Origin of the sequence: Devosia lucknowensis (assembly GCF_900177655.1) — a bacterium.
Taxonomy (GTDB): domain Bacteria; phylum Pseudomonadota; class Alphaproteobacteria; order Rhizobiales; family Devosiaceae; genus Devosia; species Devosia lucknowensis.
Genome location: NZ_FXWK01000001.1, coordinates 1,774,024 through 1,795,612, shown reverse-complemented (window position 1 = coordinate 1,795,612; position 21,589 = coordinate 1,774,024). Strand labels below are relative to the sequence as shown.

Here is a 21,589-nt window from a genome sequence, read left to right as displayed (position 1 = left end):
CCGATCAGAGATGACGCAGAACGACGAGGCCGAGAAAGCCCAGCCCGAGGAAGATGCAGAGTGGAGAATAAACCTTGCGGTCGTTGAGGCGAAAGTTCGGCTCGGGGAATTGCGCGGCCCACCAGGCGGTGTAGCCGGCAAAGCCGCGTGCCAGAAACAGCAGGGCCAGGCCAAGGCCAGCTATATCCATGAGCGGACCGCCGCTGTCGTGATCGGCCAGAGCGAGCGCGAAGACGGCTGCCGCGAAGGCAAGTATACCGACCACGAGCGATGGCAGACGCGGCACGCGCTCGACGCCGGGGGTGCCGACCACGGTCTGGGCCAACAGTTTCTGATTGCGGATCGGCCAGGTGCGCCCGGCGGACCACAGCAGATGGGCGATGGACACCGCAAACAGGGCGATGAACATGAAAGACGACAGGACCATGTTCATGATCGAAAAATCCTCGTGGGCAGCGTTTCGTGCTGCATCTGGGCAATATCTGCGCCATAGGCCACGCCGCCGACATCGTCCAGTGTGGCATTGAGGCACAGAGTGGCGAGGGCCGCTACGTGTGGTTCCAGCGCCGCCATGATGGCGAGGCCGTCGGTCTGACCTATGGGCACGAGACGGACCGCAACGGAAACCTGACTGTGTACGGCCGTGGTGAGAAACGCCACCAGCGTATCGTGCCGGTCGATGCCATGTGCACCGGCAAGTGATCCGATGGCAATGGGGTAGGGGCAGGGCCTGGGCAGGGCTGGCGCCTCATCGAGTGGCCAGGCGGCACTGGCGAGAACGAAGGCATTGCCCGTGATGAGGGTTTCGGCATGTCGCTCCCGCGCCGGGTTGAGGGCCAGCGCCAGATCGGCGAGCTCGCGGAGCGTGGAGGCATCTGCATGCGCCGCATGCGCGTGGCTGAGCAGAATGCCATCGGTCTTGAGACTGCCGTGCCGCAGCGTGCCAGCGATCCAGTCCTCGGTGGTCGCGCGGTCCATGACCTTGCGCTGCACGATCGCGGTTTCGAGGCCCGCCGACCAGGCGAAGGCGCCGACGGGGAAGGCCGGTGAAAGCCAGGTCAGCAGTTTCTGGAGGTCGGCACTCACTTGCGGTTGAGCAGAGCATGGCCGGCGTCGCCATGCGAATGACTATGGTAGGCGCCATGTTCGGCGAAGAACGGCTCGGAGACGTTGGCAACCGTGGCGCCCAGGCCTTCGAGCATGGTCTTGAGCACATGGTCGCGCTTGATGAGAATGCGACCGGGCTCGAGCTGGGCGGGGGTGTGCCGGTTGCCGATATGCCAAGCGAGACGAAGGAGGTGACCCGCATCGCGCGCGCGGATCTCGTAGAGCAACTCATCGGCGGCGATGACTTCGACCAGCCGGCCATCGTCCAGCTGCAGCACGCTGGCATTGTCGAGGGTCACGGTCTGGGGGAAGTCGAGGAGCACTTCATCGCCCCTGGCAAGGCGCAGCATCTTGCGGCGGACGCGTCGCTCGTCATGCTCGAGCACGACAGTATCGAAGGGTGTGCCCTGGCCGTGGTTGGCAGGGAGCAAGGCGGATACGCGCAGCATTGACGAAAAGGGCTCCTCGGCCGGGTCAGGGCGTGTTGCTGATGGCGGTACAGGTGGCAAGCGGCTCGGCATCCTCATCCTGAGTTAGGTCGCGCAGTGTGGCCTCGCCCTGATGGGTCCACCACTCGTAGGGGCCGCCGACATAGCGGGCGCCCGAAGCCGAAAGCGCCGTGGCCATCACCAGGTTCTGCCCGTCCACCGGGACGATGGCGAGAAAATTGGGGACGGCATTGATGTACTGCACGCTCAGCGACTGGCCATCGTCGCACTGGTAGGGCGTGACGCTGCGCTCGATGTCGCCGGCGCTCTCGATGGTGATGACGAGGCTTGCCGAGGTCGATGGACCCGCAACGGGTGCGACGGCGGCGGATGGCGGGGCAACGTCCTCCTGCGCAACGGCGGATGTGGCCAGGGCAGCGCCGAGCACGGCACCGAACAGTATTTTCGCCTTGGTCATGGCAGTTTCTCCAGTGGGACGAAGCAGATGCAATTACTTCATCCCACCATCATGTCGATAACGCGACCGCGCAAGGGGTGGTCAGAACAAGAAATAGCGCTGCGCCATGGGCAGCACTGTGGCGGGTTCGCACGTCAGCAGGACACCGTCGGCGCGCACTTCGTAGGTTTCGGGGTGCACGTCGATCTTGGGGGTGGCGGTGTTGAGCTTCATCGAGGACTTGCCGATGCCGCCGCGGGTGTTGTGGACGGGCAGGAGGTCCTTTTCGACGCCGAGGCGATTGCGCAGACCGGCGTCGTGGGCGGCCTGCGAGATGAAGGTGACCGAGGAGCGGCTGACAAGTTTGCCATAGGCGCCGAACATCGGGCGATAGTGCATCGGCTGGGGCGTCGGGATCGAGGCGTTGGGATCTCCCATGGGCGCGGCAGCGATGGATCCGCCGAGGATGACCATTTCGGGCTTCACGCCGAAGAAGGCCGGGTTCCAGAGCACGAGATCGGCGCGCTTTCCGACTTCCACCGAGCCGATGTGCTGGCTGAGCCCGTGGGCGATAGCGGGATTGATCGTGTATTTGGCGATGTAGCGGCGGACGCGGTAATTGTCGTTGTCGCCGGTTTCCTCGGCGAGCTTGCCGCGCTGGCGCTTCATCTTGTCGGCGGTCTGCCAGGTGCGGATCAAGACTTCGCCGACGCGGCCCATGGCCTGGCTGTCGGAGGAGATTACGGAAAGCGCACCCATGTCGTGGAGGATGTCCTCGGCCGCGATGGTTTCCTTGCGGATGCGGCTTTCGGCGAAGGCGACGTCTTCGGGGATCGACTGATCGAGGTGGTGGCAAACCATGAGCATGTCGAGATGCTCGGCGATGGTGTTGACCGTGTAGGGACGGGTCGGATTGGTCGAGGAAGGAATGACGTTGGGCAGGCCCGCGACCTTCAGGATGTCCGGGGCGTGACCACCGCCGGCGCCTTCGGTATGGAAGGCATGGATGGTGCGGCCCTTGAAGGCGCCGACCGTGTCCTCGACAAAGCCCGATTCATTGAGCGTGTCGGTGTGGATCATCACCTGTACATCGTAGTCGTCGGCGACCGAGAGGCAGTTGTCGATGGCGGCGGGGGTGGTGCCCCAGTCCTCATGCAGTTTCAGGGCCGAAGCGCCGGAGAGGATCATTTCGACGAGCGGGGCGGGGACTGAGGCATTGCCCTTGCCGGCCAGCGCCAGGTTCATCGGGAAAGCGTCGAAGCTTTCGATCATGCGCTCGACATGCCAGGCGCCGGTGCAAGTGGTGGCGAGAGTGCCGTGGGCCGGGCCGGAGCCGCCGCCGAGCATGGTGGTGACGCCACTCATCAGCGCTTCCTCGATCTGCTGGGGGCAGATGAAATGGATATGGGCGTCCATGCCGCCGGCTGTGAGGATCTTGCCTTCGCCGGCAATGGCTTCGGTCGAGGGGCCGATGATGATGTCGACGCCGGACTGCGTGTCGGGATTGCCGGCCTTGCCGATGCCAGCGATGCGGCCGTTCTTGAGGCCGATATCGGCTTTGTAGATGCCAGTGTAATCGACAACCAGCGCATTGGTGATGACGGTATCGACGGCGCCCTCGGCACGCGTGCGCTGCGACTGGCCCATGCCGTCGCGAATAACCTTGCCGCCGCCGAACTTGACCTCCTCACCATAGGTGGTGAAGTCCTTTTCCACTTCGATGAAGAGTTCGGTATCGGCCAGACGCACCTTGTCGCCCGTGGTCGGGCCATACATATCGGCGTAGGTGGCGCGAGAAATACGTGCTGGCATGTCGTGTCCCGTATGACTGTCCGGGACGATGATGGCCCGGGGCTGACTTGGCTTGCCGCATCCCGAGGGTGCGGATCGTGAAGCCGTTGCGCCCCGGTGGATCAGTGCCGCGGGCGTGTCCGGCGATATTGAGCGACGGCGCTGTCGATCACCTGATCGAGCAGTTTCTCGCCGGCGGCGATGTCGGCATCGCCACGTTGGGTGGTGGCGACGAGGGAGACGCCGAGCAACTGGATGGCGTAGGCGTGCTTGGTCTTGCCATCCTGATAGAACTGGTTACCGCGCTTCTGAAAGGATTCCAGCAAGGCGTCGTAGACGGCAGACGTCATGGCCTGCTTGCTGGAAGTCCAGCTCTTCTGCTCGAGATTGTCGGCAAGTTCAGCGGCGAGGCTTCCCACCAGTCCCATGGCCTGGGGATCCTTGACGCCGTCTTCCTGCAAATCCGCCAAGACGGAGATGAAGCGCTGCTTGAACTGGGCTTCCTTGGTGGGCTCGATGGTCATGGCACGGTCCTGAATAGGGATCGCAGTCCTTAAACCAGTTTTCGCCGCGGAGCGCCATGCTTGGGGGCAAGCAAACTGCGCCTTGCCAACAGAGTCAAAGACCTCCCATTACCTGTTGACGGAAACCGTAAATTTGCCGATCGCCGCCTATGGGCACGAGGCGCACCTCCCGGGTCTGACCGGGCTCGAAGCGGACAGCCGTGCCGGCGGCAATATCGAGCCGCATGCCGCGCGCCTTGTCGCGATCGAAGCGCAGACCGGCATTGGTTTCAAAGAAATGGTAGTGCGAACCGACCTGGATTGGTCGATCGCCAGTGTTGGCGACCTCGAGCACGATCTGTGCGGCACCGACATTGAGTTCGATATCGCCGTTGGCGGAAATGACTTCTCCGGGCATCATGCGCGTTCCTCTCAGCCGCCGACGGCCAGATAGACGCCGCCGAGCGCGGTGGCTGCTCCGGCGATGCGGGTGAGGACCTTGCCACTCACCTTGCCAAGCGCGAGGCCTGCAACGATGCCTGCAACATGCAGGAGGGCGGTGGCGAGAATGAAGCCGGTCGCAAATTCCCAGGCGCCGGCCTCGCCCAGTTCGCCGCCATGGGCGTGGCCATGGAAGAAGGCGAAGAAGCCGACCATTGCGGCGACTGCCGAGGTTGGGACCGGCAGGGCCAGCGCGACGGCGATGCCAATGAAAATGACGGATGCCAGGATGACGGGCTCGACGAAGGGCAAGGGAATGCCGGCGATGGCCAGCGCGAAGCCGACGGCCATGGTGCCCACGAAGGCCGACGGCACCAGCCACAGAGCGCGGCCCCCCTGCTGTGCCGCCCAGAGGCCGACGGCAACCATTGCCAGAATATGATCGAGGCCGAATAGCGGGTGGCTGAAGCCGGCGGCGAAGGACCCATGCTCGGCCGGATCGAGATGGGCAAAGGCCGGCAGGGTGGCGGCAAGGGTGATGGCCAGAGTGAGAAGGCTGCGCTTGAGCATGGAGGCCTCGTTAGCGGATCGGCTGGTGGACGGTGACGAGCTTGGTGCCGTCGGGGAAAGTTGCTTCGACCTGGACGTCGTGGATCATCTCGGCGATGCCGTCCATGACCTGATCGCGGGTGATCACATGTGCACCGGCTTCCATCAGCTCGGACACCGCGCGACCATCACGGGCGCCCTCAACCACGAAATCGGTGATGAGCGCGATCGCTTCGGGATGGTTGAGCTTGACGCCGCGTTCCAGGCGCCGGCGGGCGACCGTGGCGGCCATGGCAATCAGCAGTTTGTCTTTTTCGCGGGGCGTGAGGTTCATGGTGGACCGTCTTGGTATGGGCGGAAGTGTCAGAGATGCCAGAGGCGCGGCAGGGTTCCGGCACCGCTCAGCTGCAGCAAAACTGGAACAATGAGGCGGCGCAAGGCAAGCCCCGTGGGCGCCATGGCACGTATGACGAGACGTTCTCCGTTGGCGCTGGCAGCGATGGCCCCGGCAGGATCGAAGCGGGTGCGCAGGCGCATGCAGGTTTGCTCGGCCACATCCGCGTCGGGGGCAATGTGGAGAATGGTTGCGAAAGCGCGATTGCCCGACAAGAGCGACAAAGCATTGCGCTCCGCAGGATCGGCTTCGAGCCGGGTCGCCTCGGCATGGAGCAGGCGGCCATTGCGGCGAATACGCCAGCGATCATGGAGGAGGGCGTCGGCGGCATCCTCGCCCATTGCATCGCGGCCGAGAATGACGGACTCGATGGCGGTGAGGGTGGCGCCATCGGCCAGGTTGGCCTCAAGCACGCGATCGAGCTTGCTGCCGGCGAACAGGATGGTTTCCTGAGGCAACCAGTCCAGATGGGCACCGGCGGCAACCTCAAGACGGGTCGAGACGGTCGCGAAGTCGCCGGTGGAGCGGTAGCTGCGTTCGCAGGCCTGGGTGGTGAGGACCAGATGGCCGCCTTCGGAGACGTCCGCCTGCCAATCCAGCCGGTCACCACCGGTAATGCCGCCGGCGGTATTGATGAGCACAGCCTCGAGACTGGATGAGTGCGTATTGGGCAGCCGGATCTTGCCGCACCCTTCCTGGAACAGCGTATCAAGACGCGTCCGGCCGGCGACATTCTTGGTCGCCACGCGACCAATACCGCGTGCCCGCTGGAGAACCGGCTCGCGTAATTTTGCATTCGAAGAAAAAATCACTGCAACGATCCTGGCATTTGCCCGTTCTGTTTGCGAGCAAGCGCTCTTTCAGAGATTTCTTTCAAGAGGTTATATAAAATGACCATTAAGTCCGCTCTTTCCGTCGTCGCCCTCGCCGCTGGTCTTGTTGCCGCTCCCGTCCTGGCCCAGGCCCCGACGATGATCGGTTCGCAGACTGTCGCCGAAGCCGACGTCGGTGCAGTGCAGGGTCGTTGCGCCGACCTGAAGACCCAGGCCGAAACCGAGTCGCTGACCGCTGAAACGGCTACGACCGAAGAAGACGATAACGAAACCGCTGTTGCTGGCGATGCCACTGTCACCAACGAGCCGGCCCTGACCGAATCCGCTTCGGCTAGCGCTGTCGACCTCGCCGTCGTGACGCTGGAAGACTGTGAAGCCGGCGGCTGGTTCAACAACATGTAATCTGGCCTCTCCGGAGGAAAGCGCCCGGCTTCGGCCGGGCGTTTTTTTTAGACCATGAGGTGACGACGAACCTCAGGGCGGTCGAGATCGCTGGCGGGTCCGGAATGCATGATCTCGCCTCGGTCCATGACGTAGATGTCGTCGGCGATTTCGCGGCAGAAATCGAGAAACTGCTCTACCAGCAGAATGGTCATGCCCTTTTCGTCGCGCAGGAATTGAAGGGCGCGGCCGATATCCTTGATAATCGAAGGCTGAATGCCCTCCGTGGGTTCATCGAGAACCAGAACCTTGGGGCGGGTGACGAGGGCGCGGCCAATCGCGAGCTGCTGCTGCTGACCACCCGAGAGATCGCCTCCACGTCGTCCCAGCATGGATTTGAGCACGGGAAACAGCTCGAAGATGTATTCGGGAATGTTGCGCTCGGCGCGTGCCAAGCCGGCATAGCCGGTTTCGAGATTTTCTTTCACCGTCAAAAGCGGAAAGATTTCGCGACCCTGCGGAACGTAGCCCAGCCCCATGCGCGCGCGCTTGTAGGGTGGAGAGCGTCTTAATACTTCATCGCCGAAATTTATCGCGCCTGATGAGATGTGATTGACCCCGGTAATGGCCCGCAGGGTCGATGACTTGCCTACGCCGTTTCGGCCGAGAACGGCAGTGATGCGGGCGGGGCGGCAGGTGATGGATATACCCTTGAGTGCCTGGGCGGCCCCGTAGTGGAGGTCGATTGCGTCGACGGAAAGGGAGGTGGTCATCGTCCGAGATACCTTTCGATCACGACGGGATTGGCGCTGACCTGTTCGAGTGTGCCTTCGGCGAGCACGGAGCCTTCGGCCAGGCAGACAACCCGGGAGCCCAGTTCGCGGACGAAACTCATGTCGTGTTCGACGACGACGACGGATCGAGTCTGCGAGATTTCGCGCAGGAGCTTGGCGGTCTCTTCGGTTTCGCTGTCGGTCATGCCCGCGACTGGCTCGTCGACGAGCAGGAGTTTTGGGTCCTGCGCCAGCAGCATGCCGATTTCGAGCCATTGCTTCTGGCCATGACTGAGATTGGCGGCGAGTTCGTCCTTGCGGTGGAGGAGACGCACCGTCTCGAGAATTTCGGTGATGCGCGCGACGTCGTCGTTGCTGGCGGTGTAGAACAGCGCCGAGAAAATCCCGCGCGGTTTTCTCAGCGCCATTTCGAGATTGTCCCAGACGGTGTGGCTCTCGAATACAGTTGGCTTCTGGAATTTCCGGCCAATGCCCAGATTGGCGATGGCGGCCTCGTCGAGTTTGGTCAGATCGGTGCGGCCATCGAACAGGACTTCCCCGGCATCCGGGCTGGTCTTGCCGGTGATGATGTCCATCATCGTGGTCTTGCCGGCGCCGTTTGGACCGATGATGGCCAGCATTTCGGCGGGACGGACGATGATCGAGAGGTTGTTGATGGCCTTGAAGCCGTCGAACGCGACGGAGACGCCGTCGAGATAAAGCATCGTGTCAGTGGCTTTGCTCATCGCCGTTACTCCGCGGGCTTGGGTTGCGCGCCATCGAAAGTCGCAGGATCTTCACCGCGTTCGATATCGGCAGACTGGGCAGGTGTGGGCGACGCCGGCTGGGACGGCTTGATCCTCCGCCTGCCGGCGAACTGCGACCACAGTCCGACGATGCCCTTGGGAAGGAAGAGCGTAGTGAAGATGAAGAGCGCGCCGAGGGCGAAGAGCCAGAACTCGGGCAAGGTGGTGGTGAACCAGGACTTGCCGAGATTGACGAGGATGGCGCCGATGATGGGGCCGATCAGCGTACCGCGCCCGCCGACTGCGGCCCAGATGACCACCTCTATGGAATTGGCGGGATCGAATTCGCTCGGGTTGATGATGCCGACCTGCGGCACGTAGAGGGCGCCGGCGGCACCGGCCATGACAGCCGACACGGTGAAGGCGAAGAGTTTTACGTATTCGACGCGATAGCCGATGAAGCGGGTGCGGCTCTCGGCGTCGCGGACGGCCACCATGACCTTGCCGAGCTTGGAATTGACGATCATCGAGCAGACGAGGACCGACAAGGCTAGGGTGACGGCGGTAGCAGCAAAGAGCGCCAGGCGCGTGGTCTGGGCCTGAACCGGCGCGCCGAGGATATCCTTGAAGTCGGTGAGGCCGTTATTGCCGCCAAAGCCCATGTCGTTGCGGAAGAAGGCCAGGAGCAGGGCGAAGGTCATCGCCTGGGTGATGATCGAGAGATAGACGCCGGTGACGCGGCTGCGGAAGGCAAAGAAGCCGAATACAAAGGCGAGAAGGCCCGGCACCAAGACGACCATGGCCATGGCGAACCAGAAATTATCGAAGCCCAGCCAGTACCAGGGCAGTTCCTTCCAGTTGAGAAACACCATGAAGTCGGGGAGCGTCGGATTGCCATAGACGCCGCGACTGCCGATCTGGCGCATGAGATACATGCCCATGGCATAGCCGCCGAGCGCGAAGAAGGCGCCGTGACCGAGCGAGAGAATGCCGCAATAGCCCCAGACCAGGTCGAGCGCGAGGGCGAGTATGGCGTAGCTGAGATACTTGCCGAGGAGGGAGACCATGTAGGTCGGGACGTGGCCGAATTGACCTGGCGGGATGAGCAGGTTGGCCATGGGCACGAGGATGGCGACAGCAAGGAAGATGCCGATGACCCAGACGGCCTTTTTGTCTAGGGCGCGGAACAGGGCTTGGGTCAGCATGGGCAGGCTCCGAGTGAATAGATAATCCCCCTCATCCGGCGCTGCGCGCCACCTTCTTCCCGAGAGGGAGAAGAATAAGGGGTGAGCGCCATTCCTCTCCCACTCGGGGAGAGGGTGGATCGGGCGAAGCCCGAGACGGGTGAGGGGGCCTTGATGCTCACTGCTCCACCGCCCGTCCCTTGAGGGCAAACAGTCCGCGAGGGCGCCGCTGGATGAAGAGTATGATCAGCACCAGGATCAGGATCTTGCCCAGGACCGCGCCGGCATAGGGCTCGAGGAATTTGTTGGCGACGCCGAGCGTCAGTGCGCCGACCAGTGTGCCCCAGAGATTGCCGACGCCGCCGAAGACCACGACCATAAAGCTGTCGATGATGTAGTTCTGGCCGAGGTTGGGGGAGATGTTGTCGATCTGGGTGAGCGCGACACCGGCAAGGCCGGCAATGCCCGAGCCGAGGCCGAAGGTCATGGCGTCGACGAAGGGGGTGCGGATGCCCATGGAGGAGGCCATGCGGCGGTTCTGCGTGACGGCGCGCATCTGGAGGCCAAGCGGGGTGCGATTGAGGATCAGCAGCAGCATGAAGAAGACGATCAGCGCGAAGATGACGATCCAGAAGCGGTTGTAGGTGATGGCGAGGCCGAAGAACTCGGTGGAGCCGGACATCCAGGTGGGGGCGATGACCATCTGGTTGGTCGGCCCGAAGATCGAGCGCACGGTCTGCTGCAGGATCAGCGACAGGCCCCATGTGGCGAGGAGGGTTTCGAGCGGGCGCCCGTAGAGCCAGCGGATGATGCCGCGCTCGATACCGACGCCGATGGCGCCGGTGACGAGGAAAGCGCAGGGCAGGGCGATCAGCAGGGAATAGTCGAGGAGGCCCGGAAAGTTCTGACGGATGACGAGCTGGACGAGGAAGGTCGTATAGGCGCCGAGCATGACCATTTCGCCGTGGGCCATGTTGATGACGCCCATGACGCCGAAGGTGATGGCAAGGCCGATGGCGGCGAGCAGGAGGACGGATCCAAGCGAGAGGCCGAACCAGACGTTTTGCAGCGCGGCCCAGACGGCGCGGCCCTGCTCGAGGCCGGCGATGGCGGACTGGATGGTAGGTTTCACTTCATCAGGGGCATTCGCGAGCGCGCCATTGAGGATGGTGATGGCATTGCGGCCAGCGCCAGCGACCACTGCGGGAACGGCGGCCTGCTTTTCCTCGATGCTGGCTTCGTCGTCCGAAAGGATGGTGACGGCGCGCGCGGCCTGCATGGTGCGCAGCACGCTGGCGTCGGTTTCGGCTGCTATGGCTTCATCGAGCAGAGGAATGTTCGCGGGATCGGGCTTGACGAGGAACCCCTGCGCAGCCGAAAGGCGCGTCGCGGGATTGTCGCTCATCAGCGTCATGCCTGACAGGGCAGCCGAGATATCGCGCCGCAGGCCGTTGTTGACGCGGATGCGAGAAAGGTCGGCTTCGGTGCCGAGGTCGACGGCGTCGCCGCTCAGTGGATCGGTGGTTGTCGAGCCAGACTGGATGACGATGCGGCCGGAGGTGTCGTCAATGTAGAGGTTGCCCTCGCCCAGAGCGGTGAGGACAGGGATGACGGCGGCATCGCCGGTGGCGGCCAGATCGGTGACGATCTGCGTAAGTTCGCGAAGGTTGGCTTCGCCCATAGCGGCGATGCGGGCGGGGATGTCGGTGGTTTGGGCTTGCGCGAGCGCGGGGCAAAAGAGCGACAGGGTCAGCAGCGCCAGGCGGAGAAGATGAGTCAGCATCGCTTGGGAAGTCCTTGTCGTGCTTTTGGATTTGGTGGGAACCCCCACCCGGCCTCCCCATGGTAGGGGGAGGGGTAGATTGTGTGGGGGCAAGATCTTGCCCGAGCCACCAGCCAGTTCCTCCCCCTGTTTCAGGGGGAGGTCAGGTGGGGGTGACGTTACTGCGCAGCGGCGCCGCAGGTCTTGGTTTCGGTGTTGTAGTTGCCGCAGTTGATCGGAGCGGTCCAATCGGCTTCGAGCATCTTGGATTCGGGCAGGAAGTCGGACCAGGCGTCGCCGGGGACCAGGTCTTCGGTTTCCCAGACCACGAAGAACTGACCGTCATCCTGGATTTCGCCGATCAGCACGGGCTTGGTGATGTGGTGGTTGGGAAGCATGGTGGCCATGCCGCCGGTGAGGTTCGGGGTTTCGAGGCCGACGATCGAGTCGATCACGGCGTCGGCATCGGTCGAACCGGCGGCTTCCACGGCCTTCACCCAGAGGTTGAAGCCGATCATGTGGGCTTCCATGGGGTCGTTGGTCACGCGGGTGTCCGAACCGATGAACTTCTGCCAATCAGCGATGAAGGCTTCGTTTTCGGGGGTATCGACCGACATGAAGTAGTTCCAGGCGGCGAGGTGACCCACGAGCGGGGTGGTGTCGAAGCCTGACAGTTCTTCTTCGCCGACAGAGAAGGCGACGACGGGGATGTCCTCGGCCTTGATGCCCTGGTTGCCCAGCTCGCGATAGAACGGCACGTTGGCGTCGCCGTTGATGGTCGAGACCACGGCGGTCTTCTTGCCCTCGGAGCCGAAGGCCTTGATGTCGGAGACGATGGTCTGCCAATCGGAATGACCGAAAGGCGTGTAGTTGATCATGATGTCTTCCTTGGCGACGCCCTTGTCGAGCAGGTACTGCTCGAGGATCTTGTTGGTCGTCTGCGGGTAGACATAGTCGGTGCCGGCCAGGACCCAGCGCTCGACGCCTTCTTCGTTCATCAGGTAGTCGACGGCCGGGATGGCCTGCTGGTTGGGCGAAGCGCCGGTGTAGAAGACGTTGCGCTGGCTTTCTTCGCCTTCGTACTGGACAGGGTAGAAGAGCAGGGAGTTGAGTTCTTCAAAGACCGGCAGGACCGACTTGCGGCAGACCGAGGTCCAGCAGCCGAAGACGGCGTCGACGCCATCGACTTCGATGAGCTGGCGGGCGAGTTCGGCGGCCAGCGGCCAATCCGAGGCGATGTCGACCACGACCGGCTCGAGCTGCTTGCCGAGAACGCCGCCCTTGGCATTCTGCTGCTCGATGAGGAACAGCATGGTGTCCTTGAGCGTGGTTTCCGAGATTGCCATCGTGCCAGAGAGCGAGTGGAGAATGCCGACCTTGATGGTGTCGTCCTGCGCCATGGCGGGAACCATGGGCAGGGTGAGGCTGCCGGCGAGAGCGGCAGCGAGCAGGGCGCTTTTGGCGCGCGAGAAGTTCATGTTTTCGTCCCTCAAGTTTGTTTGACCCCAGGAGACCGCCAAGGGAGGCGCCTCGATGGAGGGCACCTGAGACGATTTTTTAACTCTGCCCTATACGTCGATTGACGTAAGCGCTTTGCAGGCAGATTCCGCCATTGCCCGGAAAGGCCTGAGAAACCGCGTGATTTTGCCGGAAATCATGCTAGAACGGGCGTGATGTATTTTTGGGCATATCGGCGTACTGGTTAAGGCTTAAGCGGATCATGGCGCGGCAACGGATCATTCCCATCAGGCGCGAATACAATCGCTGGGTGGCCGACCAGACGCTTGAAGACTATGCGCTGCGCTTCACGGCCAAGTCGGCGCGGCGGTTTTCAAGCGACAGGATTTCGCAGACGGCGATCGGGGCGATCTCGTTTCTGGCGCTCGAGGCCATTGGCGCCAGCATTACGCTCTCATACGGCACGACCAATGCACTGATCGCGATCGTCATCGCCTCGATCGCCATATTGCTGGTCGGTGTGCCGATCTCGCGCTATGCCAGACGGCACGGTGTCGACATTGACCTGCTCACCCGCGGAGCCAGTTTTGGCTATATCGGCTCGACGATCACGTCGCTGATCTATGCCAGCTTCACCTTTATCCTCTTTGCCATCGAAGCCTCGATCATGTCGAGCGCGCTGGAACTCGCCTTCGGTATTCCGCTATGGATCGGCCACATCATCTCGGCCTTGGTGGTCATTCCGCTGGTGACGCATGGCATCAGCATGATCAGCCGATTCCAGCTGCTGACGCAGCCGATCTGGATCGTGCTCAACATCCTGCCGTTCTTTTTCATCGCCTTCATGGATTGGGAGACGTTCGACCTCTGGCGTGCCTTCGAGGGCCTTGGCATGCCGACCGGAGAGCCGGGCACCATCGCCGCATTCGAAGTGGCCAAGTTCGGCGCTGCCTCGGCGGTGATCCTGGCGCTGATGACGCAAATCGGCGAGCAGGTGGACTTCCTGCGTTTCCTGCCGGCCGAAGGGGTATCGAAATGGCGGCACCGGCTGGGGATCTTCCTTGCCGGAGCAGGCTGGGTAGTGGTCGGGGCACCCAAGCTGGTGGCGGGATCCTTCCTTGCCGTGCTGGCCCTATCGGCAGGGGTGTCGCCCGAGCACGCATCCGAGCCGGGCTACATGTATGCCGTTGCCTTCGGCTACATGATCCCCAACGAGTTCGTGGCACTTATGCTGATGGCGGTGTTCGTCGTGGTCAGCCAGCTCAAGATCAACGTGATGAACGCCTATGCCGGGTCGCTGGCCTGGTCGAACTTCTTTTCGCGGCTGACGCATAGCCATCCGGGTCGCGTCGTGTGGCTGCTGTTCAATGTCGCCATTGCGCTGCTGCTAATGGAACTTGGCATCTACCGGCTGCTGGAGGAGACGCTCGGCATCTTCTCGATCATCGCCATGGCGTGGCTTTGCTCGATTTCGGCCGATCTCTTCGTCAACAAGCCGCTGGGGCTGGCGCCTCCCGGCATCGAGTTCAAGCGGGCGCATCTCTACGACATCAATCCGGTGGGCGTCGGTTCGATGCTGATCTCAGCCACCATCGCCCTCGTCGCTCACTTCGGCGCTTTCGGAGAAACCGCATCGGCGCTTGCGCCCTATATCGCGCTGGTCGTGTGCTTCACCGCTTCGCCCGCCATCGCCTGGGCGACAAAGGGTCGTTACTATCTGGCGCGCAAGCCACGCAAGTCCTGGGCAGCGAAGAGTTCGCTGACCTGCTCGGTCTGCGAGCATCCGTTCGAGCCGGAGGACATGGCCTGGTGCCCGGCCTATGCGGCGCCGATCTGCTCGCTGTGCTGCTCGCTCGATGCCCGCTGTCACGACATGTGCAAGCCGCATGCCCATTTCCGGGCGCAAACGCATGCGGTGGCGGCGACGGTGCTGCCACAATGGGCAATCGACAGGTTGCGGACGCGGCTTGGGCGATACGGAATTGCGATGGCTTCGGCGCTGGCAATCCTGGGGGGCATGCTCGGGCTGATTTACTATTTCGCAAGCCGTTCGGCGCCGCAGACGAGCGAAGTGGTCGGCGGCACGCTGCTGGTGGTGTTCTTCGTGCTGGCGGTGGCGGCTGGGGTCATGACCTGGTTCATCGTGCTGGCGCATGACAGCCGGCTGGTGGCGGAGGAGGAAAGCTCGCGACAGAACACGCTGCTGCTCAAGGAGATCGACGCACATTCGCGCACCGATGCTGAATTGCAACGGGCCAAGGACAAGGCGGAAGCGGCCAACCAGGCCAAGTCGCGCTATGTGGTCGGTCTCAGCCACGAATTGCGCACGCCGCTCAACGCGGTCATGGGCTATGCGCAAATCCTCGAAAGGGACGCGCAATTGCCCGAGAACCGGCGCGGGTCGGCGCAGGTGATCCGCCGCAGCGCCGAGCATCTGTCGGGCCTCATCGACGGTCTGCTCGACATTTCAAAGATCGAAGCGGGACGCCTGCAGGTCTATTCCAACGAAATCAACATCCAGGATTTCCTGGACCAGATCGTCGACATGTTCCGGATGCAGGCCGAGGCAAAGGGCCTGACCTTTGTTCACGAGCGCGCCAAGGCGCTGCCCGTGCATGTGCGCACGGACGAGAAGCGGTTGCGGCAGATCCTCGTCAACCTGCTGTCCAATGCCATCAAGTTCACCGCTTCGGGCCAGGTCAGGTTTGACGTCGGCTATCGCATGCAAGTGGCGACGTTCACTGTCGAGGACACCGGAAGCGGCATCGAGCCTGATGACCTGCCGCACATCTTCGAGCCGTTCGTGCGGGGCCAGGCCGAGCGAAACCGGTTTACTCCGGGGCTTGGTCTTGGGCTCACGATTACCAAGCTCCTGACCGAAACACTGGGCGGGGAAATCACCGTGGCTAGCACTGCGGGGCAGGGCACGCGGTTTCAGGCCCGGCTCATGCTGGCGAAGGTAGAGCGGCCAACCCGGCGGATCGCCCCGGCCCGGCAGGTCGTGGGATACAAGGGACCCCGTCGCACGATCATGGTCGTTGATGACAATATCGACCATCGCGAACTGATGCGGGAGATGCTCGCACCGCTCGGATTTGACGTGGTGACGGCCGTGAGCGGCGAGGCGTGCCTGGCAGGGATGGAGTCCATCGAGACGCTCGGGCAGACCGATATCGACCTCTACTTCGTCGATATCCGCATGCCGGGCATGAGCGGCTGGGAGCTCGTGCGCGCCTTGCGAGAGGGCGGCATCGTCGTGCCGATCATCATGCTATCGGCCAATATCGGTGACGGAGCCAATCCGACCGGAGCCGATGCCGGGCATTCGGACACGCTGGCAAAGCCCATCGACCTGGCGCAGCTGATCGACAGACTGGGCACCCATCTCGGGATCGACTGGGTGCATGTCGAGCCCGTCGCGCCAGCCGAGAAGAAGGTGCTTGTGTCGCCGGGAGCGGAGCACTTGCGCGAACTCGCCAGCCTGGGGCAAATCGGCCATGTTCGCGGGATCGAGGCAAAGCTGACCGCTCTCGAGGCCGACGCCAAACATGGGCCGTTCGTGGATGCACTGCGCAAGCACCTGCGGGACTTCGACTTCGACGGCTTTGCCGAAACGTTGGAACGGGTGGGGCATGAGCCGGATTGAAAAGGAACAGGATATCGTCCTGCTCGTCGACGACTCCCCGGAGGCGCTCGGCTTCCTGACCAGCGCGCTGGAAGACGCGGGCGTAACGGTGCTCGTGGCGCGCAGTGGTGAAGCCGCACTTGGTATCGTGGCGCGGATTACACCGGATGTCGTGCTGATGGATGCTGTCATGCCGGGCCTCGACGGGTTCGAAACCTGCCAGCGGATGAAGGCGCTGGCGCCGCTGGCGCATGTGCCTGTCATCTTCATGACCGGGCTGACTGAAACCGAGCATATCGTGCATGCCCTCGAAAGCGGCGGCGTCGACTATCTGTCAAAGCCGATCAATGTCGATGAACTGCGGGCCCGTATTCGGGTGCATCTGGCCAATGCGCGGCGCGCGCAAAGCGCCCGGATCGCCCTCGATGCAGCGGGGCGGCATCTGGTTGCTTTCGCTCGCGACGGCGGCGTCTTGTGGTCGACACCGCAGGCGACCCGGCTTCTCGATCGGGCCGGCGTGAACGCAGCAGGGCAACCGGATATGTCGCAGCGCTTCACGGAATGGCAGGCGACGCATGACGAAGCGGGCGTCCCGGGCGGTGGTTTCGATCTCGGTGGGGCTGGTGGGCCTGAGTTGCAATTTGCCTTTCTGGGACTGGTTGGCGGCGAAGAGTACCTGTTTCGACTTTCGCGCATGCAGGCCGCGGGGGAGGAAGACGCACTGCGCCAGCACTTCGGCACCACGGCTCGCGAAAGCGACGTTCTGCTCTGGATCGCCAGAGGCAAGTCCAACAAGGATATCGGCGACATCCTTGGTCTCTCTCCGCGCACCGTGAACAAGCATCTGGAACAGGTTTATGCCAAGCTGGGTGTGGAAAATCGCGCATCGGCAGCCATTAAGGCGATCCAGGCCCTCCAAGCTTTCGCCGACCTGTAGCGCCGGCCTGCGGGTTCGGGCTGTTCCAATCACAAATTTAACGAAGATGCGTCCCGCCGGAACCGCTGGCCCATCCAGGAGTTGAGGCAGCGAACCGGACGCCAAGCGTTCGGGCCTTACAGGCGGAACGCCAACAGAGCCTCCGCCCATGGATCGGTGGCCGGCCGCAGAGGCTGACGCTCCTTTGCTGGTGGCCCCGGAGGGGCGCGAAACTTCGGTTTCGCGCCCTGTTTTTTTTACCGGTATTTTCAGTTCTTTGGAATTATTCACAGTTTCTGCGAATACGGGGAAAATGGATTCCAAACTATAGATTTTTTGGACTCCAGTTGTTTATCAGCATCCGGATTTTTGCTGTAAGTAAAGAAACCTATTCTGGACTCATCCGTGTCTCTCCGTGTGTGGCAATTTGCCATGTGAGGAGATGAACTATGAAACTGATGACTAAGGTGTGTCTTGCGACTGCCCTGCTCGTTGGGGCATCGGCGTCAACTCAGGCTCAATCATTGCTCGGCGGTATCCTGGGAGGGTCGGGGGATTCCGCCCTCGTCACGATCGGGTCGGGCGATGCCGGCCAAAGCGGTCTCGTCAATGTGGGTGTCGGAGGAAGCAACCTCGTCGACGTCAATGTGGGCAATGGCGAGGTCGCCAGCGCTACGGTCGGCACCAGCAACGGTGTCAGTGCCGACGTGCGGCTGCTCAACGACAATGCCCGCGTCGGCATAGGCGTCGGTGGCGACAGCGTGCTGGATGTCGACATCGGCATCGGGGGCGGCGGCAACGGTGGTGGCGGCAACGGCGGTGGCGGAAACGGAGGCGGAAATGGCGGCGCGGGGAGCAATCCCGGCGTGCTTCCGGGAGGTGGCATGGCCAGCACCGGCGGGTCGCCCATCGTCTGCCAGGGAGTTTCGAGCGCCCAGATCGAGCGTTTGATCCGCGGTACCCGGATCGACAACTCCTGGAGCCGCGCCAGTGCCGTGGAAATCCAGAAGGTGAGCGTATGTCCCGAGCTCAGGGCCTGGCTCGTCGCCGCCCTGAACCAGACAGGCATCGGTCATTCGCTGCGTTCCGCAATCGTCTCCGACGAATTGCTCACCGCGTCGCTCAACCGCTCGCCGCACTCAGCCGATCGCGTGTTCGCTGTGCACAATTCGCGTGGTCGACTTACAGTGTTTGTTTACTAACACTCGACCGGCCCGTGGAAGGCGGGCCGGTCACTCTCCCTGTGACTTGTCATCATCAGCGACGGGTCGCATGCTCCGGCCATCCACTGTCATGTCCGGAGACGTGCGTTGCCCCTGCAACCTGATTCCATCGACCGTAAGTTGCTGCGCGAATTGCAGCGCGACTCGCAGCGCAGCGTGCAGGTTCTGGGCGATGTGGTGGGCCTTTCGCCCTCGGCCTGCCATCGGCGCATCAAGGTGTTGGAAGAGGCGGGCTATATCCAGGGATACCGGGCCGAGCTCGACGCTTCGCGACTCGGCTATGCGATGCAGTTCTTCATCGAAGTCGGGCTGACCAGCCAAAGCGAAATGGCTCTCGATGCGTTCGAGGCAGCGGTGCAGGAAATTCCGGAAGTGCTGGAATGCCACCTGATGGCAGGGCACGCCGACTACATCCTCAGAGTGATCTGCCGCGATCACGAAGACTTCGAACTCCTTCATCGTCGTCTCAGTGCACGGTTGCCCGGCGTGGCGCGCATCCATTCAAACATGAGTATCAGGCGCGTGAAGGCGCGAACCGGATTGCCGGTGTGATGCCGTTTTACGCGAACGTCTGCACACAATATGGGCGACGCAGAATTCTGGCGTTGATTTGATCGAATTTGCTTGCGCGGGCGTGATTTCAGGTTTTCATTTCCGGGCAGGCCGGGGCGATTAAGGGACGCTCAGGTGGTCCGTCCCAGGCGGCTTTTTCGAGGGAACGAGAGCCTTGCCCGGGGCGGACGTTTTAGCCATGACGTGGCTTGCTCGCGCATGCCGAACTGGCCGAGAATGGTCACGAGGAGAATGCTCGTGACCGATACCAGCCAGATCGTGGGCGGCGGCCCCAAAAAGGTGCTCTATACGCTTGCTACCATCAACCGCATCGGGGTGGGCAAAGCGGCCAAGGCCCTGACCGCAAAGAACACCTGCAAGGCGTGCGCCTACGGTATGGGCGGTCAGCACGGCGGCATGACCAACGAACTCGACGAGTTCCCATCGGTCTGCAACAAGAGCGTCCAGGCACAATCCACCGATATCCAGCCGCCTATTCCCGAAGGCATCTTTGCTCACACGATCAGTGAGCTGGCGGAATTGACCGGGCGCGAAATGGAGCGACTTGGCCGCCTGGGGGTCCCGCTGTTCCGGCGCGCTGGCGCGGACAGATTTGAGCCACTGAGCTGGGACGATGCGCTCGACCACGCGGCGCACCGGCTGGCGGAGACCGATCCGCACCGGACGTTTTTCTATTCGTCGGGCCGTTCGTCCAACGAAGCCGGCTTCCTGTTCCAGCTGCTGGCGCGCGCCTATGGGACCAACAACGTCAATAACTGCTCCTACTATTGCCACCAGGCGACGAGCGAGGGTTTGGCGACAACGATCGGCAAAGGCACGGCGACGATCGAACTCGAGGACCTGACCGGTGCGGACCTGATCTTCGTGATTGGCGCCAACCCGTCGTCCAACCATCCGCGCTTCATCCACATGCTCAAGAATTGCCGCGAGCGCGGTGGGCAGGTGATCGTGATCAACCCGGCAAAGGAGCCGGGCCTGGTCAAATTCGCAGTACCGAAGTCACCGTTGTCGATGCTCAAGGGCGGCAGCGATATCGCGTCGGACTACCTGCAGCCGCGCATCGGGTCAGACATCGCGCTGTTGAGGGGGCTCGCCAAGGCAGTGCTCGATCAGGGGACGGAAGATCGTGCGTTCGTGGCTCAGCACAGCGATGGGTTCGAGCCTTTCGTCGCCGATATCCAGGCGCAAAGCTGGGAGGACATTGAGGACATCTGCGGGCTTTCGCGCGAAGAGATTTCTCGCGTGGCGGCCGCCTATGGTCGATCCAAGCATGCGGTCTTCGCCTGGGGCATGGGGATGACCCATCATGTGCATGGGGTGGCCAATGTCGAGGCGATCGCCAATCTCGCCCTGCTGCGGGGGATGATCGGCAAACGCTTCGCCGGACTTCTGCCGCTACGGGGCCATTCCAACGTGCAGGGGATCGGCACGATCGGGGTCAAGCCGGTGCTGGCGCGCGATGTGCTCAAGCGTATGGAGCAGGTGTTCGGCGTCAGCTTCCCAGAGGAAAAAGGCCTCGACACGATGGCCTGCCTCAAGCGGGCAGAGGCAGGCGAAGTGGATGCGGCCGTCATCATGGGCGGCAATCTCTGGGCGGCGACGCCGGATACGGCTTTTGCGACGCGCGCCATGGGTGCGATCGGGTTCAAGCTGTTCCTGACCACCACTCTCAACCAGGGCCATGTGCACGGACTGGGCGAGGGCGAGGTGATGATCCTGCCCGTTACGGCGCGTGACGAGGAATGGGAGCCGACGACTCAGGAGTCCATGTTCAACTACGTGCGCCTGTCTGATGGCGGGATCGAGCGCATCGGCACAGTCCGGCCGGAAAGCTGGATATTGGGCCAGCTGGGCAAGCGCATGCTGCCTGACTCGAAGATCGACTTCAACGCTTTCTCAGGCCACGCCAAGCTGCGCGATGCCATCGCGGCCATTGTGCCGGGGATGGAAGAACTGGCCGATATCGATGTCGCCAAGCGCGAGTTCCATATCCGCAACCGGGTGATGCACGCGCCGAGCTTCAGCACTTCCGATGGCAAGGCGCATTTCGTCGTGACGCCCGTCCCTGAGCGAGGCAAGGGGCAATTGATGCTTGCGACAGTGCGCAGCGAGGGCCAGTTCAACTCGATCATCTATGAAGAGACAGACAGCTATCGTGGCAAGGCCGGACGACATGCCGTGTTCCTGAGCGCCTCGGACATGGTCGAGCGCGACCTGGAGGACGGGCAGCAGGTCAAGGTGTCGTCGGATGCGGGCGTGATGCTGGGCGTAGCCACAACGTTCGACCTGCCGAAGGGATCGGTCATGGCCTACTACCCCGAGGCCAATGTTCTGGTGGGGACGGCGGTTGACCCGCGCAGCAAGACACCGGCATTCAAATCCGTTGCGGTGACCGTTTCAAAGATTTGACGATCGGTGCCTCGGTGGTGGGCAACGCGCGAATAT

The 21,589-nt window shown here is 62.6% G+C and carries 21 protein-coding genes; 6 read left to right on the top strand and 15 right to left on the bottom strand.

Annotated features, from left to right (window positions below; genetic code table 11):
- Positions 1-4: 4 nt before the first annotated feature.
- From CCK88_RS08795 to CCK88_RS08750, 10 genes are all read right to left on the bottom strand, one after another.
- Positions 5-433, bottom strand: a complete 429-nt coding sequence (locus tag CCK88_RS08795) for a DUF3995 domain-containing protein (RefSeq protein WP_086470070.1) — start codon at positions 431-433, stop codon at positions 5-7.
- Positions 430-1,086 carry an urease accessory protein UreF gene (locus CCK88_RS08790; protein WP_086470069.1) on the bottom strand — a complete coding sequence of 219 codons (657 nt, stop codon included), beginning with the start codon at positions 1,084-1,086 and terminating at the stop codon, positions 430-432. The genes CCK88_RS08795 and CCK88_RS08790 overlap by 4 nt, the downstream gene beginning before the upstream one ends.
- Positions 1,083-1,556, bottom strand: a complete 474-nt coding sequence (locus CCK88_RS08785; RefSeq protein ID WP_086470068.1) for an urease accessory protein UreE — start codon at positions 1,554-1,556, stop codon at positions 1,083-1,085. The genes CCK88_RS08790 and CCK88_RS08785 overlap by 4 nt, the downstream gene beginning before the upstream one ends.
- 25 nt (positions 1,557-1,581) lie before the next feature.
- Positions 1,582-2,013, bottom strand: coding sequence for an MliC family protein (locus tag CCK88_RS08780; protein ID WP_086470067.1), 432 nt, complete (start codon positions 2,011-2,013; stop codon positions 1,582-1,584).
- Between the two features lie 81 nt (positions 2,014-2,094).
- A complete protein-coding gene (ureC, locus tag CCK88_RS08775; RefSeq protein ID WP_086470066.1) occupies positions 2,095-3,804 on the bottom strand; it encodes an urease subunit alpha in 1,710 nt (569 codons plus the stop codon).
- A 101-nt stretch (positions 3,805-3,905) separates the two neighbouring features.
- Complete coding sequence (locus CCK88_RS08770; protein ID WP_086470065.1) at positions 3,906-4,307, bottom strand: hypothetical protein; 402 nt, start codon at positions 4,305-4,307, stop codon at positions 3,906-3,908.
- A 94-nt stretch (positions 4,308-4,401) separates the two neighbouring features.
- Positions 4,402-4,707 (bottom strand): urease subunit beta, encoded by a 306-nt coding sequence (locus CCK88_RS08765; protein ID WP_086470064.1) that lies wholly within the window; start codon positions 4,705-4,707, stop codon positions 4,402-4,404.
- A gap of 11 nt (positions 4,708-4,718) precedes the next feature.
- A complete protein-coding gene (locus CCK88_RS08760) occupies positions 4,719-5,297 on the bottom strand; it encodes a HupE/UreJ family protein (RefSeq protein ID WP_086470063.1) in 579 nt (192 codons plus the stop codon).
- A 10-nt stretch (positions 5,298-5,307) separates the two neighbouring features.
- Positions 5,308-5,610 carry an urease subunit gamma gene (locus tag CCK88_RS08755; protein ID WP_086470062.1) on the bottom strand — a complete coding sequence of 101 codons (303 nt, stop codon included), beginning with the start codon at positions 5,608-5,610 and terminating at the stop codon, positions 5,308-5,310.
- Between the two features lie 29 nt (positions 5,611-5,639).
- Positions 5,640-6,416: an urease accessory protein UreD gene (locus tag CCK88_RS08750; RefSeq protein WP_244557465.1), complete on the bottom strand. Its 777-nt coding sequence runs from the start codon at positions 6,414-6,416 to the stop codon at positions 5,640-5,642.
- Between the two features lie 144 nt (positions 6,417-6,560).
- On the opposite strand from CCK88_RS08750, the gene CCK88_RS08745 reads away from it, so the two are divergent.
- The gene (locus CCK88_RS08745; RefSeq protein ID WP_086470060.1) at positions 6,561-6,905 is read left to right on the top strand and encodes a hypothetical protein; all 345 of its coding nucleotides are present in this window, start codon (positions 6,561-6,563) and stop codon (positions 6,903-6,905) included.
- Between the two features lie 47 nt (positions 6,906-6,952).
- On the opposite strand, the gene urtE is transcribed toward CCK88_RS08745, so the two are convergent.
- The 5 genes from urtE to urtA all read right to left on the bottom strand — a co-directional run bounded on the left by urtE (position 6,953) and on the right by urtA (position 12,827).
- Complete coding sequence (gene urtE, locus CCK88_RS08740) at positions 6,953-7,657, bottom strand: urea ABC transporter ATP-binding subunit UrtE (RefSeq protein WP_086470059.1); 705 nt, start codon at positions 7,655-7,657, stop codon at positions 6,953-6,955.
- The gene (urtD, locus tag CCK88_RS08735; protein ID WP_086470058.1) at positions 7,654-8,403 is read right to left on the bottom strand and encodes an urea ABC transporter ATP-binding protein UrtD; all 750 of its coding nucleotides are present in this window, start codon (positions 8,401-8,403) and stop codon (positions 7,654-7,656) included. The genes urtE and urtD overlap by 4 nt, the downstream gene beginning before the upstream one ends.
- Positions 8,404-8,408: 5 nt before the next feature.
- On the bottom strand, positions 8,409-9,608 hold the full coding sequence (gene urtC / locus CCK88_RS08730; protein ID WP_086470057.1) for an urea ABC transporter permease subunit UrtC: 1,200 nt from the start codon (positions 9,606-9,608) through the stop codon (positions 8,409-8,411).
- 157 nt (positions 9,609-9,765) lie between these two features.
- On the bottom strand, positions 9,766-11,370 hold the full coding sequence (gene urtB, locus CCK88_RS08725) for an urea ABC transporter permease subunit UrtB (protein ID WP_086470056.1): 1,605 nt from the start codon (positions 11,368-11,370) through the stop codon (positions 9,766-9,768).
- 158 nt (positions 11,371-11,528) lie between these two features.
- Positions 11,529-12,827 carry an urea ABC transporter substrate-binding protein gene (gene urtA, locus CCK88_RS08720; protein WP_086470055.1) on the bottom strand — a complete coding sequence of 433 codons (1,299 nt, stop codon included), beginning with the start codon at positions 12,825-12,827 and terminating at the stop codon, positions 11,529-11,531.
- A gap of 239 nt (positions 12,828-13,066) precedes the next feature.
- Here urtA and CCK88_RS08715 point away from each other — a divergent pair, with 239 nt between their 5' ends.
- The 5 genes from CCK88_RS08715 to CCK88_RS08695 all read left to right on the top strand — a co-directional run bounded on the left by CCK88_RS08715 (position 13,067) and on the right by CCK88_RS08695 (position 21,553).
- Entirely contained in the window at positions 13,067-16,453 is a 3,387-nt protein-coding gene (locus CCK88_RS08715) for a hybrid sensor histidine kinase/response regulator (protein ID WP_086470882.1), read from the top strand.
- Entirely contained in the window at positions 16,440-17,369 is a 930-nt protein-coding gene (locus CCK88_RS08710; RefSeq protein ID WP_086470054.1) for a response regulator transcription factor, read from the top strand. Before CCK88_RS08715 ends, CCK88_RS08710 begins: the two co-directional genes overlap by 14 nt.
- A 428-nt stretch (positions 17,370-17,797) precedes the next feature.
- The gene (locus CCK88_RS08705; RefSeq protein WP_140048933.1) at positions 17,798-18,550 is read left to right on the top strand and encodes a hypothetical protein; all 753 of its coding nucleotides are present in this window, start codon (positions 17,798-17,800) and stop codon (positions 18,548-18,550) included.
- Between the two features lie 108 nt (positions 18,551-18,658).
- Positions 18,659-19,123 carry an Lrp/AsnC family transcriptional regulator gene (locus tag CCK88_RS08700; protein WP_086470052.1) on the top strand — a complete coding sequence of 155 codons (465 nt, stop codon included), beginning with the start codon at positions 18,659-18,661 and terminating at the stop codon, positions 19,121-19,123.
- 258 nt (positions 19,124-19,381) lie between these two features.
- Complete coding sequence (locus tag CCK88_RS08695; protein WP_244557464.1) at positions 19,382-21,553, top strand: FdhF/YdeP family oxidoreductase; 2,172 nt, start codon at positions 19,382-19,384, stop codon at positions 21,551-21,553.
- Positions 21,554-21,589: the final 36 nt, after the last annotated feature.

Coding starts and splice junctions, on each gene's coding strand:
- urtB (WP_086470056.1), bottom strand. CDS start 11,370: ATGCTGACTCATCTTCTCCGCCTGGCGCTGCTGACCCTGTCGCTCTTT.
- CCK88_RS08780 (WP_086470067.1), bottom strand. CDS start 2,013: ATGACCAAGGCGAAAATACTGTTCGGTGCCGTGCTCGGCGCTGCCCTG.
- CCK88_RS08795 (WP_086470070.1), bottom strand. CDS start 433: ATGAACATGGTCCTGTCGTCTTTCATGTTCATCGCCCTGTTTGCGGTG.
- urtE (WP_086470059.1), bottom strand. CDS start 7,657: ATGACCACCTCCCTTTCCGTCGACGCAATCGACCTCCACTACGGGGCC.
- CCK88_RS08710 (WP_086470054.1), top strand. CDS start 16,440: ATGAGCCGGATTGAAAAGGAACAGGATATCGTCCTGCTCGTCGACGAC.
- CCK88_RS08760 (WP_086470063.1), bottom strand. CDS start 5,297: ATGCTCAAGCGCAGCCTTCTCACTCTGGCCATCACCCTTGCCGCCACC.
- urtA (WP_086470055.1), bottom strand. CDS start 12,827: ATGAACTTCTCGCGCGCCAAAAGCGCCCTGCTCGCTGCCGCTCTCGCC.
- CCK88_RS08770 (WP_086470065.1), bottom strand. CDS start 4,307: ATGACCATCGAGCCCACCAAGGAAGCCCAGTTCAAGCAGCGCTTCATC.
- CCK88_RS08705 (WP_140048933.1), top strand. CDS start 17,798: ATGAAACTGATGACTAAGGTGTGTCTTGCGACTGCCCTGCTCGTTGGG.
- ureC (WP_086470066.1), bottom strand. CDS start 3,804: ATGCCAGCACGTATTTCTCGCGCCACCTACGCCGATATGTATGGCCCG.
- CCK88_RS08765 (WP_086470064.1), bottom strand. CDS start 4,707: ATGATGCCCGGAGAAGTCATTTCCGCCAACGGCGATATCGAACTCAAT.
- urtD (WP_086470058.1), bottom strand. CDS start 8,403: ATGAGCAAAGCCACTGACACGATGCTTTATCTCGACGGCGTCTCCGTC.
- CCK88_RS08785 (WP_086470068.1), bottom strand. CDS start 1,556: ATGCTGCGCGTATCCGCCTTGCTCCCTGCCAACCACGGCCAGGGCACA.
- urtC (WP_086470057.1), bottom strand. CDS start 9,608: ATGCTGACCCAAGCCCTGTTCCGCGCCCTAGACAAAAAGGCCGTCTGG.
- CCK88_RS08745 (WP_086470060.1), top strand. CDS start 6,561: ATGACCATTAAGTCCGCTCTTTCCGTCGTCGCCCTCGCCGCTGGTCTT.
- CCK88_RS08755 (WP_086470062.1), bottom strand. CDS start 5,610: ATGAACCTCACGCCCCGCGAAAAAGACAAACTGCTGATTGCCATGGCC.